The following is a 14,688-nucleotide window of genomic DNA, read 5'->3' on the forward strand; positions in this document are numbered from 1 at the left end:
ATTTTTGCGGCCTTTCGGTCGCTCGGTACATTGCGTGAGAGGATATCCAAAATGCAGCGCGACGAAATTCCGGCAATCATCCCGCAAGATATCGAAGAGAAAAAGCAAGCCGCCCAGAACTGGTTTGAAGAACTGCGCGACCGTATCTGCGCGAGCTTCGAACAGCTCGAAGACGATTTGCAGGGCCAGCTTTCCGATCAGGAGCCAGGACGCTTTGTTCGCACCCCATGGCAGAAGGATGAAGGCAAAGGTGGTGGCGGTGTCATGTCCATCATGCATGGCCGTGTCTTTGAAAAAGTCGGCGTGCATGTCTCGACCGTCTATGGCGAATTTTCTCCTGAGTTCCGCAAGCAGATACCGGGCGCCGAGGAAGACCCACGCTATTGGGCAAGCGGCATTTCACTGATCGCGCATCCGCAGAACCCGAATGTGCCAGCCGTCCATATGAACACCCGCATGGTCGTGACCACACGCCAATGGTTCGGTGGTGGTGCCGACCTTACGCCCGTTCTCGATGACCGCCGCACACAGGAAGATCCGGACACCCTCGCCTTCCACAAGGCGTTCCGCTTCATCTGTGAAAAGCATAAGGACATTGTCGATTATCAGCGTCTGAAAGAATGGTGCGACGAATATTTCTACCTGCCACACCGCAATGAAGCCCGCGGCATCGGTGGCATCTTCTATGACTGGCTGCATTCAACCGAAGAACAGGGCGGCTGGGATAAGGATTTCGCTTTTACCCGCGATGTCGGTCGTGGTTTCTCAGTGGTCTACCCGCATCTCGTGCGCCAGAACTTCAACAAGGACTGGACACCAGAACAGCGCGAGGAACAGCTGATCCGTCGCGGACGCTATGTCGAATTCAACCTGCTTTATGATCGTGGAACGATCTTTGGTCTCAAGACCGGCGGTAACGTGAATTCCATTCTGTCGTCGATGCCACCCGTGGTGAAGTGGCCGTAACAGATAGTATGAACCAAACAAAAGGGCGGGAGTTTCCCGCCCTTTCTTTATGCATCAAATGCTGAGTGATAGGTCACTTTGCCTTTCGGCATTTCGCCTTCAATCACAAGGCATTGGAAATACTCAGCCGGAACACCGTCAAGTGTTAGCCTTTCATCGGCTTTAAAACCAAACCGTTGATAATAGCCCGGGTCACCGAGCAGCACACAACCTCTGGCACCCACTTCATGCAAGCACGTTAGACCTTGCCGGATGAGCGCACTGCCAATGCCCTCACCCTGCCTGTCCGGCCGCACTGAGACGGGGCCAAGCCCGTACCAGCCACAATCAACACCATTGATGAGAACCGGCGAGAATGCCACATGCCCGACAAGAGCCTCTCCCTCTTCGGCAACCAGCGATAAGGTCAGCGCCGATGCCGAACGAAGAGCGTCGACAATTGCCGCCTCTTTCTGGTTGCTATAGGGCACCGTACGAAAGGCTTCACTCGTCAAATGCCGGATTGAGGAAATATCCTTCGGTTGTTCCTTGCGGATATGCATCATGCACTCCTCATCGATTGTTGGCTTGTGCTCGGACGTTGGTGCGTCCTTTGAGCGAGATGCGATACGCACTTCCCGCACGCGATTCGATCAGCCGTTTTCGTCGCAATTGCTGGAAAACAACCATCGTGCAATCGGAAAGCAGATAGCCTTCACGCGTATAGCATTCGATTTCGCAGATGCGTCCGTCTTCGCGCAGATGGCGAATGTAGCCGCCCTGCGCCAGCACGTGAAGCACGCGCTGTTCAATACGTGAGATATTCATTGTTGTTATGCCTGGATGGAAACCATGACAAGCATCAGCGCACGCGGACAGCCAATACCTGTCCACGGCCAATGCCATTTCCGTCCCTGAACATCTGCGCTCTACTCAAGGCGCAGCAATCGTTCGGAACGATCAGAGGCTTCCTACAATCTCCGGCATCAACAATTCCTTCTGGAGCACACTCGAAAAGTATGCGGCCCACTCATTTGGGGCACAAACAACTGGAGGGCTGAAAAGCCCTCCAGAAGATTATTTAAAAGCGGCGAGGCTTGAAGTCAAATCCTCAGGCTTTTGGCTGGTTGCGAAGCTGTTCAGCTTGCGCATAGAACTTCTTTTCCCACTCATTGTGGTTATCCAGCCCTTCCTTAATGAAGGGCGTGAAGATCGCGAGATTCATCAGTGCCCAGTTCACAAAACGGGCAGGGAATCTCAGCGGCTTCACAAAATCAACGAACAGCACTACGCGCGTATGCTCGGTGTGGTTCCAGGCTTCATGCTCATAAGCATCGTCGAAAATCAGAACCTTGCCTTCCTGCCAATGGCAAACCTGCTTATCCACGCGGATCGCAAGCTTATCGGCCGGTTCCGGCACGATCATGCCCATATGCAGACGCAGCACGCCATTATAAGGACCGCGATGCGGTGGCAGATGCTTGCCCGGCTCGAAGATCGAGAACATGGCAGTCGTCAGACCCGGAATATGCTGCACCGCATTCCATGTGTTGGGACAGGCTTTAATGTTCTGCTCCGACTTCACACCAAAGCCCAGCAGGAAGAATGTCTTCCAATGATTATCTGTCGAGATCGTCTTCACGTCGGACGAAATATCCTGAAACGAAGGAAGCTCACTCTGACGCAGCAGAACCTTTTCAAGTTCCTTGCGAATAGCCGGATAGGCCTTCTCAACCTCTGCTGCCCATGGGAACGTGGCATTGTCATAAACAGGCGGATTGCCGAGCTTCGCATATTTCAGATTAAGGCTCTCTGCCCAGGCAACAATCCCCATAAAGAAGCGCGTTACAGCACCCGGACGCTCCATCGGCGCGATACCGCTGGTGCCAAAATTCTGCTTGGGATCTGAGCTGGCATTCTGCGAAGTTGATGTATCAGGATTGGACATGCCAAGACGCTTTCAAAACAAAACTAAAAACATTCGATCATAAGTTAATGAAACTATGGCTGAATTTTGCAAGCCATCAGCCGTTCATTTTATTGCGATCAAGTTTGTCCAGAAGCGCTTCGCGGTCAAGACTAAATCCGGAGTCAATCCATAGAGTTTCGAGATCACGCAATGCTTCACCAAGCCCCGGCCCCTTCTCGACACCAAGCGACAGCAGGTCTCCGCCGGTCACTGGAAAGACCAGCGGTTCATATTTCTCAACCGCATCCAGAAGACGTGAATATCCGCCAGCGCGGATCATCGCTTCATCACTGGCAGCCGCTTCCTGTCGCGCAGACGCATAGGCAAGACGGATACGGTCCGCGACTGCCTGCGAACTGCCGCGATAGATCAGCTTCTTCAATGCCTGTTCAGACGTTTCCAACTTGATGGCATCGGCCCGCGCCCATGCTTCAAGACGAGCGCGCTCTGCGTTCGACATTTTCAGCCGTTTGCCAAGTTCTGTCATACGGGCAGCATCGGGTGGCACAATGCTTTCAAGACGCAAAAGCGCATCTACCTGCCAGTCGAGATCAGCTTCTGCACGAACGAGGCCGTGAATGGCATCAATGCCCCATTTCTCGCTTTCAGGCAGAATGGCGCTCAACACACCCGATTGCCGCATCCAGAGCATCGCACGAGAAGGGTCAGGCGCGGATAGCAGCTTCTTGAGCTCCGACCAGACGCGCTCCGCTGAAAGCTGGTTCAACCCGTCTTTCAAACGAGCGCTCGCCCGCAATCCGTCGGTCTCGGGCCGACCCGAGCCATACCAGGCAAAGAAGCGGAAAAAGCGCAGAATGCGCAGATAATCCTCTCGGATACGTTCTTCAGCATCGCCAATAAAACGCAGCGTCTTAGTTTCAATATCAGCGAGACCGCCGACATAATCGATCACATGGCCGTCAGAAGTCGCATAAAGCGCATTGATTGTGAAATCACGCCGCTCAGCATCCGTCTTCCAGTCGGTGCCAAACGCAACTTTGGCGTGGCGACCGTTGGTCTCAATATCCTTACGCAAAGTCGTGACTTCAAAAGGCTGCCCCTGCACCACAACGGTTATCGTGCCATGCTCAATCCCGGTCGGCACCGGCTTGAAGCCAGCTTCCTTGGCAAGCCGAACCGTTTCTTCCGGCAAATGCGTGGTCGCCAGATCGACATCGCTGACTTTCGTGCCAAGCAGGGTATTGCGAACTGCACCACCCACCACGCGCACCTCGCCACCATCGCGGTTGAGCGCTGCAAACAGCACCTGCAACGGCTTGGAGCGAAGCCAGTTGGCCCGATCTGAAATATTCACTGTATCGCTCAACGGTAGAGCCTTTCATAAAGTCCGCGAATAATGCCTGCGGTCACGCCCCAGATGAATCGCTCGTGATAAGGCATCGCGTAATAAAAGCGTTCCGTGCCATTGAACAGCCTGCTTTCGCGCCGGTGATTGTCCGGGTTCATTAGGAAGGACAACGGCACTTCAAAAATATCCGCAACCTCATCAGGGTTCGGATGAACATCGAAAGGTGTGTTGACGACCGCCAGAACCGGCGTAATCGAAAAGCCGCTGCCGGTGAGATAACGCGGCAGACTGCCGAGAATTTCGGCGCGTTCCGACACAAGGCCAATCTCTTCATTGGCTTCGCGCAAAGCGGCATTTTCCGCCGTCCCATCCTCCGGGTCGATTGCACCGCCCGGGAAAGCGATCTGACCCGAATGTTTACGCAAAGTGTCCGTGCGACGCGTCAGCAAAAGGGTTGCTTCCGAACCGCGATCAACCACCGGCACGAGCACGGCGGCATCGCGCATCTTCGCCGTCACCATGGCTTGTGTGAAATCCGGATTAAGCGAATGATCGCCGGTCAGATCATCTTGATCAGGCTGCCAGTGGCGAACACGCTCAGCAAAATCACCGGCCGAAAATCGGGTGTTTAGATGCAATGCACGGTCCATCATTTCAGCGAAGCCTCAAGAGCTTCCGCTGGCATGATAGGGAAAACTGTGCCGCCAGAGCGTATTGCAAACATCACAACGCCATTCACTTCGATTTCTTCGCCCAATGCCACAAGATCATACATAACTGAACGCCCAACCAGCGCCTCAAGCCGTCCACGCACGTTGATATAGGGCTTCAACCCACCGCTTTCATCCTCAACGACAAAGCGCAATGGATGCTCGGCGTCGGCGTCAACCACATCGCCAACATTGGTGCGGAAGGTCAATTTCCGATCGTCACCTTCACCTGAAACCTGCATTTCAACGGCTATGAAATGCGCGTCTTCGACACTGATTTCAATCTTCTCCACCGGCGTTACGAGATAGGTTTTACCGTCTTCATCCTTGCGCAACACGGTTGAAAACAAGCGCACCAGCTGTTTACGCCCGATAGGCGTGCCCATGTAAAACCATGTTCCATCGGCCTTGATGTCGATATCAAGCGCGCCACAAAACTCCGGATTCCAGCGCTCTACCGGCGGAATTCCACGTTCTTTCGTAGCCGGTCCGCTTTGCGCGTCCGCATGAGCGCGTGCAATCAGGGCCTCCAGTCCGCCCATTCCTTCAGTGCCCGGCTTTGCGCTTTGCGGCGTTTCATTGCCTTCAGGGGTGCTTTTTGTCATCCGACTCGGTTATCCCTGTCTGAATGTGAATTTAACTCGTAGAGCGCATCCCGAAAAGTGCGAAGCGGTTTTCGGAGCAAGATGCGCGTAAAAACAAATTGATAGAGCATTTCCAATGACTCAATCAAAACAGGAAATGCTCTAAAGTCATGAAATAGTCACCGTTTCACGGCTTGTCAGTATATATAGTGATTTAACCGATCACATGCAGGTGCGGATATTTTTGCGAGGTTCTTATGAGTGTTGTTGTTACGCCCGAAGCCGTCAACCCCGATCAGATCGTCGCCGAAGCTGAACGTGCACTTGCAGATATTGCGCGGATCAAGGAAAGCATCGGCACCGTTATCTTCGGACAGGAAAGCGTTATTGAGCGCACGCTCGTAGCGGTTCTGGCTGGCGGTCATGCTCTGCTTGTCGGCGTACCCGGCCTTGCAAAAACCAAGCTGGTCGAAACATTGGGAACCGTGCTTGGCCTTTCGGGCCAGCGCATCCAGTTCACGCCCGACCTGATGCCATCCGACATCATCGGTTCGGAAGTGATGGAGCAAGATGCCGATGGTCGCCGTTCTTTCCGTTACCTCAAAGGCCCAATCTTCGCACAGCTTCTGATGGCCGACGAAATCAACCGTGCTTCGCCGCGCACGCAGTCAGCCCTTTTGCAGGCCATGCAGGAATACCACGTCACGGTCGCCGGTCAGCGTTATGATCTGCCTGCCCCCTTCCATGTGCTTGCAACACAAAACCCGCTGGAACAGGAAGGCACCTATCCGCTGCCGGAAGCCCAGCTCGACCGCTTCCTCATGCAGATCGATATTCTCTACCCGGAACTCGACGCCGAACGTCGTATCCTTCTGGAAACCACCGGCGTTGCGGAAGCAAAGGCCTATGAAATTCTCGATGCCGAGCGTCTGCGTCAGATGCAGGCGCTGGTGCGCCGTATGCCTGTTTCTGAAAGTGTGGTGGATGCAATTCTCAAGCTGGTTCGTTCGGCACGACCTGACGCTGATAATGAACATGCGAAAAAGCATATTGCATGGGGTCCGGGCCCGCGTGCCAGTCAGGCGCTGATGCTCTGCGCACGTGCGCGCGCACTTTACGAAGGCCGCCTTGCTCCATCCGTTGACGATGTCAAAGCGCTGGCCGAGCCTGTTCTTCAACACCGCATGGCGCTCAATTTCGCAGCGCGCGCCGATGGTATGCATGTCCGTGATGTCATTGCTAATCTGGTGAAGGCAGCAGCCTGATGGCGGTTGGCGCACAGGTTTCAGCTACAGACCGCAAGGATACGCTCGCTCGTGCTCGGGCGCGAGCTGCAAGCATTCCCGATCTGCTGGTAGAGGCCCGGCGCGTCGTCAACACCGTCATGAATGGCTGGCACGGACGGCGCAAACGCGGCCCCGGAGAAAACTTCTGGCAGTTCCGCCCTTATGTTGAAGGCGATGCACTTGCACGCATCGACTGGCGGCGTTCGGCCCGCGACGACCATACCTATGTTCGCGACCGGGAATGGGAATCAGCCCATACGGTCTGGCTGTGGTGCGATTTCTCGCCATCCATGCTCTATCGCTCCAATCTGACGCCGATCTCCAAGGAAGCACGCGCATTGGTCCTGACGCTGGCTATGGCCGAGCTTCTCTCAAGATCAGGCGAACGCATTGCCTTTCCGGCCCTGCTGCCACCTTTCTCCGCCCGCAATGGTGCCGAACGCCTTGCTGGAGCCCTGATGGGTTCAATGATGAATGAAGCATCTGAAAGCGCTCTGCCGGACATCAACCAGATCCGCCGCTTTTCCGAAGTGGTGCTTGTTTCAGACTTTCTGCATCCGTTCGATGAACTGACCGATTTACTCGATCAGCTCGCACGTCGCGGCGTCCGCGCGCATCTTGTTGAAGTGGCAGATCCTGCAGAAGAAACATTCCCCTATGCGGGACGTACAGAGTTTCGCGACCCTGAAACAGGCAGCACCCTTGTTGCCGGTCGCGCAGAAACCTATGCCGAGGACTACCGGCGCTTATACATCGCGCGTCGGGAAACATTGTCTGATTTCTGCAAACGACTTGGCTGGAGCTATACGGTGCATCGTACAGATCGACCAGCGACAGAAGCGCTATCTCGATTGCATAGTTCTTTAAGCGCGTCCTCTCTTAGTGGAGCACGCGCATGAATTTTCTGCCACTCGCCTTTGGATCACCGCTGATCCTCGCAGGCCTTCTCGCTTTGCCGGTTATCTGGTGGCTGCTGCGTATGACGCCACCGCGCCCGCAGGAAGAGAGCTTCCCGCCTTTGCGTATTCTGGCGCAAGTTTTCAAACGCGAGGAAGTGCCGTCAAAAAGCCCCTGGTGGATGACGCTGCTACGCCTGCTGATCGCAGCACTGGTTATTCTGGCTCTGGCATCCCCTGTCTGGAACCCGCGTGCCACCGCGATTGCAGGCGATGAGCCGCTTGCAATCATGATCGATAACGGCTGGGCCTCGGCTGAAGACTGGTCGCAACGTGTGGCTGCTGCGGAAAAACTCATTTCCGATACAGATGAAACCAACACGCAGATTTATATTATCGGCACCGCAGAACCAGCCAATGCTGCAATCGGACCTTATGATCGTACTGGAGCAACCGAACGTTTGCAGGCGTTGCAGGCACGCCCACTTCCTGTGAACCGCAAAGCCGCCACTGAACGCCTCTCTTCAGCCTTGCCTGAAGGCGTAAAAATTCGCCTCGCTTTCCTGAATGACGGCCTTGCCAGCGAGAACGACACCGAAAGCTTCGGCGCGCTCGACAAGACCGGCCATCTGGGTTCGGTCCTCTGGTATAGGGCGAGCCTCGGTCGCACCTTTGCCCTTACCGGCATCGACAACAAAGCCGACAGTCTGGATGCGATTGCAGTCCGTCCGGAAGGGGTACAGGCGCCGCGTTCGTTGACTGCCGCAGCTTATGACGACAAGGGACGCCGCATTGCCGAAGCACCACTTACCTTTGCGCTCGGCAGCGTCGAGGGTTCAGCGCGTTTTAATCTGCCGGTGGAATTACGCAATGATTTCCGCCTGATCCGCGTTGATGGTGTTGAACAGGCAGGCGCAACCCATCTGATCGATGCGGGATCAGAGCGCCGTACCATTGGGCTTCTTGCAAGTGGTGATGGCGATCTCGCCCAGCCACTGCTGTCACCGCTGCATTATATTTCGCGCGCCCTTTCCCCTTACGCAAATCTGGTTGAGCCACGCTCCGCCGACCTCCTGCAATCCGTACCGGAATTGCTCGATGGCAAGCCTTCCCTGCTCATCATGGCCGACATCGGCACGATGCCCCAGCCAGTCATCGAACAGCTTTCAAAATGGGTGGAAGATGGCGGCACGCTTGTGCGTTTTGCGGGTCCACGCCTTGCCGGTGCAAATGACAACGATCCGCTGCTTCCGGTTAAACTGCGCAAAGGCGAACGCGCTTTGGGTGGTACGCTGTCATGGTCTGAGCCGCAGAAACTCCGTACCTTTCCGCAGCAAGGTCCATTTGCTGGACTGACTATTCCCGACGATGTGAATGTCTCGCGACAGGTGCTGGCTGAACCGTCTTTTGATCTGAATGACAAGACCTATGCCGTGCTTCAAGACGGCACTCCGCTTGTAACCGGCGAAAAACGCGGACGCGGCAATATCGTGTTGTTCCATATTTCGCCTGACGCAACATGGTCGACGCTGCCTATTTCCGGCTCATTTGTCGACATGCTTCGCCGCATCGTCTCATTGTCCAACCGCGCAGGCGGACAGGACAATCAGGACGCAGTTTCGCTGCCGCCGTTCCAGCTTCTTTCTGCTTCTGGAGCGCTTGTGCCGCCGACATCGGAGGCCAAGCCTTTGATCGTTGAGAAAAACAAGCAGGCCAGTGTCAGCATCAACACGCCGCCCGGTTTCTACGGCAATGAGGATGGCTTGAAAGCACTCAATATTTTTGATGGCAGCAACATCAAATTGCAGCCAATCGAGCAACCAGCATTTTCCACGGGCGTCACCGAAGCATCCTACACGTCGGATGAGTCGATCTCGCTCGCAGGACCATTTCTTGGCTTCGCAGCTATGCTTTTGGCACTCGATACATTGTTGATGCTCTGGCTGCGCGGTGCCTTCCGTCGTCGCATGAAGACACGGGCCAAGGCTGCAAGCATCGCCCTGCTACTGGCAGGTGGACTGGCATTCAGTTTTGCGCCTGCAACCGTCAATCATGCGCGAGCCCAAGAGCCACAACAAACACACGACGACAGCAAACCCGGCGATGAAGCGATCATCAACTCGGTTTCGCAAACCCACCTTGCCTATATCATCACCGGCAATGCCGAGACCGACGATATCAGCAAGGCAGGTCTGCGTGGCCTTACCTTCGCTCTCAACGACAAAACCGCGCTTGAGCCGGGCGATCCGATTGGCGTTGATCCTGCCAAGGATGAACTGGCTTTCTATCCGTTGATTTACTGGCCGATTGATCCAAATTCAGCCATGCCAAGCGCTGAGGCCATCGCCAAGGTCGATGCCTATATGCAGCAGGGCGGAACAGTTCTTTTCGATACCCGTGACCAGCTTCAGGCGGGCGCAAGCCTTGATGCATCCGCGTCGCCTGCAAATCAGCGGCTAAGGGCGATCCTCGACAACATGAACGTGCCACCTCTGGAACCTGTTCCGGACGATCATGTCCTGACCAAGTCCTTCTTCATCATGCCAGATTTTCCGGGTCGATATGAGGGAAGCCCGCTGTGGGTCGAAGCAACGACACCCAACAATGCCACACAGGATCGCCCCGTTCGCACCGGCGATGGTGTGACACCAATCATGATCACCGCAAATGATTTTGCGGGCGCATGGGCAGTCGATGAACAGGGCAATCCTCTGTTGCCAACCGTTCCGAACGATCCAATGCAGCGCATCTATGCCATCCGTGGCGGTGTCAATATCGTGATGTATATGCTCACCGGCAATTACAAATCCGATCAGGTCCACGTCCCGGCCCTGCTTGAACGGCTGGGGAATTAAAGCATGTTTCGGAAAAGTGAAAACCGGCTTTCCGGTAAAACATATGCGGAAAGGAGATCGGCATGAATGTTGAATTCGAACCGTTCCTCTCTCTGCCGTGGCTCACTGGTATTCTCGTGCCATTGGCGCTTCTCGTTTTGGCGACTATTGCGCTTCGTATGCGTGGCGGTCTTATCCGTCTGGCTGCCGCAGCCGCTCTCGCACTGGCCCTGTTCAATCCGGTCATCATCAATGAAGAGCGTGAACCGTTAAAGAGTGTCGTAGCTGTCGTTGTTGATCGCAGCCAGAGCCAGGAGCTGGGCGAACGCAGCAGCGATACGGATGCCGCACTGAAAGCCGTTCAGGATCAGTTGTCAGCAATGCCGCAGTTTGAAACGCGCGTGGTTGAAGCTGGCAAGCCTGATGACAATGAAGACGGCTATGCAACGCGCCTGTTTGGTCCGCTTGCACGCACGCTTCTCGACGTACCGCCATCGCGTGTAGCTGGCGCGATCATGATCACCGATGGTCAGGTCCATGATATTCCGGCCAATGAGAATGCACTTGGCTTCGATGCACCGGTGCATGGTCTTATCACCGGAAAGCCCGACGAATTCGACCGCCGGATCAAATTCAACAAGGCGCCGCGCTATGGCATCAGCGGCAAGCCGCTGGAAATGTCCTTTACGGTGATGGACGAAGGCAAAAGCCTCGGAAATCCCGCACAGGTTCAGATCAGTGTTAATGGCGAAGTCGTCAGCGAAGAAGAAGCGCAGGTTGGACAGGAAACAACGACCAGCATCAACCTGCCTCGCGCTGGCGTGAATATCGTCGAGATAACAACGCCTACACTTCCGGGCGAAGTAACGGATGCCAATAACCGCGCAGTCGCAACCATTGACGGCATTCGCGAAAACCTGCGTGTGCTTCTGGTTTCCGGCGAGCCCCATAACGGCGAGCGCACATGGCGCAATCTTCTGAAATCCGACGCCGCTGTGGATCTCGTCCATTTCACGATTCTGCGTCCGCCTGAAAAACAGGACGGAACGCCGATCAACGAGCTGTCACTGATTGCCTTTCCGACGCGCGAACTCTTTGTCGACAAGGTCAACGAGTTCGACCTTATCATTCTTGATCGCTATCAGCACCGCGATGTGCTGCCGCTCCTCTATTACGATTATATCGCTCAATATGTGGAGAATGGCGGCGCACTGTTGATTGCAGCTGGTCCGGAGTATGCAGGCGATATGTCGATTGCCCGCACGCCGCTTTATAGCGCGCTGCCAGCCATGCCGACCGGCACAATCACCGAGAAGGCTTTCTATCCGCGACTGACCAACCTTGGCAAACGCCACCCAGTCACGCGCGGGCTTGATGGAGCCGAACAGGAGCCGCCGCATTGGAGCCGCTGGTTCCGCACCATCGATATCGGTCAGCCGCAAGGTGAAACCGTGATGAGCGGTGCCGACAACAAGCCGCTGCTGGTACTCAATCGCGTTGGCAAAGGTCGCGTTGGCATGTTCCTTTCTGATCAGGGCTGGCTTTGGGCGCGTGGCTTTGAAGGTGGAGGCCCATACGCCTCGCTTTATCGCCGCATCGCACACTGGCTGATGCAGGAACCGGAACTGGAAGAAGAAGCACTGACTGCAAGCGGCAACGGCCGCACCCTTTCAATTCGGCGTCAGTCGATGGGCGACAATCCGGGCATTGCCACCGTCACATCACCATCCGGCAAGCAATTGCAGGTTAATCTCGCACAGGGAAAACCTGGCCTGTTCGAGGGTTCGCTGCAAACCGATGAAATCGGCATTTTCCGTGTGAAGAATGGCGATCTGGAAACACTTGCGCATGTCGGCCCTGTCGATGCGCCGGAATTTGCAGACAGCATTTCGACAGCTGATCGCCTGAAGCCACTGGCCGATGCAACGGGTGGCTCAGTTCACCGTGTTCATGAAAGTGCTAATAGTTCAGTTCAGGTGCCAGCAATCACCGCCGTTGCAGCCAATCGTACAGCCGCAGGCAATGACTGGATCGGCCTGCGTGAAACGACGGATACACAACTGAAAAGCGTCAACCGTCTGCCGTTGTTCTCTGGATTGTTTGCGCTCGCCGCCCTGCTCTTTGTCTTCGGCGGCATGTGGTATCGCGAAGGGCGGTAGAGCGCATCCCGAAAAGTGGGAACCGGTTTTCGGAATAAGATGCGCGTTAAAAATGAGATAAAAGCGTGTTGCTTCAATAAGATAAATGCAACACGCTTTCCCCTCTTTTTAACTTTTAAACTCTGCTTGCGTGACGCACTATGCCGGTTGCGCCGTTCAGCGCATTTGGCGCAAGCTCACAGGCGAGCATCCGGCGCGGATCAACTGGCGCTGGCATAATCATCGAACCCGGCTGCACCATCTTGAAGCCAAAAGGCGCATAATAAGGCTCGTCACCTACCAGAACGATCAGCTTGTGACCGGCATTCTGAGCCGCCTCGATCGACATCCGCATCAAGGTGCCACCGATGCCGCGCTTCTTCCATTCCGGCCTTACAGCGAGCGGTCCGAGCAGCAGAGCCGGTTTCTTGCCAACCATAACAGGCGTCTGCCGGACTGATCCGACAACGATGCCCCCCATCAGTGCGACGAAGGACAGGTTCAGATCGTGAGGGCCACCTTCACGAATGAAATGCGCTGCCTTGGTAAAACGGGCAGGACCGAAAGCCTCGGCATTGATGGCTTCGATTTCGATGTCGTGCGCCGGGTTTGCCTGCGCGTATGTCAGTTCAAGCTGCTGCATGGGGCTTTGATCGCAATAGGAGATGTCGGTGACCGTTCGATGGTCAATGGAATGCATACCGCGCATTTTACGCAGTCCAGATTTCATCGTCGGAGGATGAAAAGCATTTCCATTACACGGCTCTCCTGATTGGTCGGAATTATCCAACCGCAATTTGGAAGCTGCGTATCACCAAAATGATCACAGGTAAAACAAAATCTTTCAAAACGGCGGTTCAAATTTAGCTTTTTGGCACCGTTACGCACTGTTCACGCCTTAATAGGCTGTCAAACGGCAGTTTTGCGGCTATTTTCCTTATCAAAAGGAGAAATCACATGGGACTTCTGGTTGACGGCAAATGGCAGGATGTCTGGTATGACACGAAAGCCACCAAAGGCCGTTTCGAGCGCTCGAAATCGCAGTTCAGAAACTGGGTTACAGCAGATGGAAGCGCAGGCCCAACTGGCGAAGGCGGCTTCAAGGCCGAGCACGGCCGCTATCACCTCTATGTCTCCTACGCCTGCCCATGGGCACACCGCACGCTGATATTCTGTGCATTGAAGAAGCTTGAAGATGTAATTTCCGTCTCGGTTGTCGATTATCTCATGGTCGAAGAAGGCTGGACCTTCTACGGCACAACCGGCAGCTCGGGTGACGCTCTCTACGGCTCTAAACGCCTGCATGAGATTTATACCCGCGCCGATCCAACCTATTCCGGTCGCGTGACCGTACCGGTTCTCTGGGACAAGCAGCGCGAGACGATTGTTTCAAATGAGTCATCTGAGATTATCAGAATGCTCAATTCGGCTTTCGATGCGTTCGGCGATGCGTCGCTTGATCTTTATCCGGAGGCCCTGCGCGGCGAGATCGACGCACTCAACGAGTTTGTCTATCCAAACATCAATAATGGGGTTTACCGGGCTGGCTTTGCGACCTCACAGGAAGCCTATGAAGAAGCCTTCGGACAGGTCTTCGCAGCGCTCGATACGCTGGAGGAAAAACTTTCAAAGAGCCGCTATCTGGCAGGCTCCAGCCTGACAGAAGCCGATTGGCGGCTGTTCACCACGCTGTTGCGCTTTGATCCGGTCTATGTCGGGCATTTTAAATGCAACCTGCGGCGCATCGCCGACTATCCGAACCTTTGGAATTACACGAAAGAGCTTTATCAGGTGCCGGGCGTTGCTTCGACCGTCAATATGGAACACATCAAGGGCCATTATTATTGCAGCCACAAGACGATCAACCCAACAGGCATTGTTCCGCTTGGACCGGAAATCGACTTCTCAGCACCACATGACCGGGACCGTCTCAGCAACTGAGCTTTTCCTGCAACAGTCCCATCAGAACATCCTTACTTTCTAAAATCTTGGGCGCCTCTTTGATCCTGATCAATGG

At 54.9% G+C, this 14,688-nt stretch carries 13 protein-coding genes; 6 read left to right on the forward strand and 7 right to left on the reverse strand.

Going from position 1 to position 14,688, the window contains the following annotated elements; all coding sequences use genetic code 11:
* The first annotated feature begins 51 nt into the window (after nucleotides 1-51).
* A complete protein-coding gene (gene hemF, locus KMS41_07705) occupies nucleotides 52-966 on the forward strand; it encodes an oxygen-dependent coproporphyrinogen oxidase (protein ID QWK76997.1) in 915 nt (304 codons plus the stop codon).
* Nucleotides 967-1,013: 47 nt separating this feature from the next.
* On the opposite strand, the gene KMS41_07710 is transcribed toward hemF, so the two are convergent.
* From KMS41_07710 to KMS41_07735, 6 genes are all read right to left on the reverse strand, one after another.
* The gene (locus tag KMS41_07710) at nucleotides 1,014-1,508 is read right to left on the reverse strand and encodes an N-acetyltransferase (protein QWK78809.1); all 495 of its coding nucleotides are present in this window, start codon (nucleotides 1,506-1,508) and stop codon (nucleotides 1,014-1,016) included.
* A gap of 10 nt (nucleotides 1,509-1,518) precedes the next feature.
* The gene (locus KMS41_07715) at nucleotides 1,519-1,773 is read right to left on the reverse strand and encodes a YjhX family toxin (GenBank protein ID QWK76998.1); all 255 of its coding nucleotides are present in this window, start codon (nucleotides 1,771-1,773) and stop codon (nucleotides 1,519-1,521) included.
* 283 nt (nucleotides 1,774-2,056) lie between these two features.
* On the reverse strand, nucleotides 2,057-2,893 hold the full coding sequence (locus KMS41_07720) for an aspartyl/asparaginyl beta-hydroxylase domain-containing protein (GenBank protein QWK76999.1): 837 nt from the start codon (nucleotides 2,891-2,893) through the stop codon (nucleotides 2,057-2,059).
* Between the two features lie 76 nt (nucleotides 2,894-2,969).
* Nucleotides 2,970-4,241 (reverse strand): CCA tRNA nucleotidyltransferase, encoded by a 1,272-nt coding sequence (locus KMS41_07725; protein ID QWK77000.1) that lies wholly within the window; start codon nucleotides 4,239-4,241, stop codon nucleotides 2,970-2,972.
* A complete protein-coding gene (locus KMS41_07730) occupies nucleotides 4,238-4,873 on the reverse strand; it encodes a CoA pyrophosphatase (protein ID QWK78810.1) in 636 nt (211 codons plus the stop codon). Before KMS41_07730 ends, KMS41_07725 begins: the two co-directional genes overlap by 4 nt.
* On the reverse strand, nucleotides 4,873-5,538 hold the full coding sequence (locus KMS41_07735; GenBank protein QWK77001.1) for a DUF1285 domain-containing protein: 666 nt from the start codon (nucleotides 5,536-5,538) through the stop codon (nucleotides 4,873-4,875). Before KMS41_07735 ends, KMS41_07730 begins: the two co-directional genes overlap by 1 nt.
* A gap of 236 nt (nucleotides 5,539-5,774) precedes the next feature.
* On the opposite strand from KMS41_07735, the gene KMS41_07740 reads away from it, so the two are divergent.
* The 4 genes from KMS41_07740 (at nucleotide 5,775) to KMS41_07755 (ending at nucleotide 12,692) form a co-directional block, all read left to right on the forward strand.
* Entirely contained in the window at nucleotides 5,775-6,782 is a 1,008-nt protein-coding gene (locus KMS41_07740) for a MoxR family ATPase (GenBank protein QWK77002.1), read from the forward strand.
* Nucleotides 6,782-7,702, forward strand: a complete 921-nt coding sequence (locus KMS41_07745) for a DUF58 domain-containing protein (protein ID QWK77003.1) — start codon at nucleotides 6,782-6,784, stop codon at nucleotides 7,700-7,702. The genes KMS41_07740 and KMS41_07745 overlap by 1 nt, the downstream gene beginning before the upstream one ends.
* Nucleotides 7,699-10,554 carry a DUF4159 domain-containing protein gene (locus tag KMS41_07750; GenBank protein QWK77004.1) on the forward strand — a complete coding sequence of 952 codons (2,856 nt, stop codon included), beginning with the start codon at nucleotides 7,699-7,701 and terminating at the stop codon, nucleotides 10,552-10,554. The genes KMS41_07745 and KMS41_07750 overlap by 4 nt, the downstream gene beginning before the upstream one ends.
* Before the next feature lie 62 nt (nucleotides 10,555-10,616).
* Nucleotides 10,617-12,692 (forward strand): hypothetical protein, encoded by a 2,076-nt coding sequence (locus tag KMS41_07755; GenBank protein QWK77005.1) that lies wholly within the window; start codon nucleotides 10,617-10,619, stop codon nucleotides 12,690-12,692.
* Nucleotides 12,693-12,807: 115 nt separating this feature from the next.
* On the opposite strand, the gene KMS41_07760 is transcribed toward KMS41_07755, so the two are convergent.
* The gene (locus tag KMS41_07760; protein ID QWK78811.1) at nucleotides 12,808-13,314 is read right to left on the reverse strand and encodes an N-acetyltransferase; all 507 of its coding nucleotides are present in this window, start codon (nucleotides 13,312-13,314) and stop codon (nucleotides 12,808-12,810) included.
* Between the two features lie 314 nt (nucleotides 13,315-13,628).
* Between KMS41_07760 and KMS41_07765 the strand changes: the two genes are divergently transcribed.
* Nucleotides 13,629-14,612 carry a glutathione S-transferase family protein gene (locus KMS41_07765; GenBank protein ID QWK77006.1) on the forward strand — a complete coding sequence of 328 codons (984 nt, stop codon included), beginning with the start codon at nucleotides 13,629-13,631 and terminating at the stop codon, nucleotides 14,610-14,612.
* Nucleotides 14,613-14,688: the final 76 nt, after the last annotated feature.

The organism is Ochrobactrum sp. BTU1, from assembly GCA_018798825.1.
Classification (GTDB): domain Bacteria; phylum Pseudomonadota; class Alphaproteobacteria; order Rhizobiales; family Rhizobiaceae; genus Brucella.

Bases quoted from the DNA above. Each gene is read 5' to 3' on its own strand.
- hemF (QWK76997.1), top strand. From the start codon at position 52: ATGCAGCGCGACGAAATTCCGGCAATCATCCCGCAAGATATCGAAGAG.
- KMS41_07710 (QWK78809.1), bottom strand. From the start codon at position 1,508: ATGCATATCCGCAAGGAACAACCGAAGGATATTTCCTCAATCCGGCAT.
- KMS41_07715 (QWK76998.1), bottom strand. From the start codon at position 1,773: ATGAATATCTCACGTATTGAACAGCGCGTGCTTCACGTGCTGGCGCAG.
- KMS41_07720 (QWK76999.1), bottom strand. From the start codon at position 2,893: ATGTCCAATCCTGATACATCAACTTCGCAGAATGCCAGCTCAGATCCC.
- KMS41_07730 (QWK78810.1), bottom strand. From the start codon at position 4,873: ATGGACCGTGCATTGCATCTAAACACCCGATTTTCGGCCGGTGATTTT.
- KMS41_07735 (QWK77001.1), bottom strand. From the start codon at position 5,538: ATGACAAAAAGCACCCCTGAAGGCAATGAAACGCCGCAAAGCGCAAAG.
- KMS41_07740 (QWK77002.1), top strand. From the start codon at position 5,775: ATGAGTGTTGTTGTTACGCCCGAAGCCGTCAACCCCGATCAGATCGTC.
- KMS41_07745 (QWK77003.1), top strand. From the start codon at position 6,782: ATGGCGGTTGGCGCACAGGTTTCAGCTACAGACCGCAAGGATACGCTC.
- KMS41_07750 (QWK77004.1), top strand. From the start codon at position 7,699: ATGAATTTTCTGCCACTCGCCTTTGGATCACCGCTGATCCTCGCAGGC.
- KMS41_07755 (QWK77005.1), top strand. From the start codon at position 10,617: ATGAATGTTGAATTCGAACCGTTCCTCTCTCTGCCGTGGCTCACTGGT.
- KMS41_07760 (QWK78811.1), bottom strand. From the start codon at position 13,314: ATGCAGCAGCTTGAACTGACATACGCGCAGGCAAACCCGGCGCACGAC.
- KMS41_07765 (QWK77006.1), top strand. From the start codon at position 13,629: ATGGGACTTCTGGTTGACGGCAAATGGCAGGATGTCTGGTATGACACG.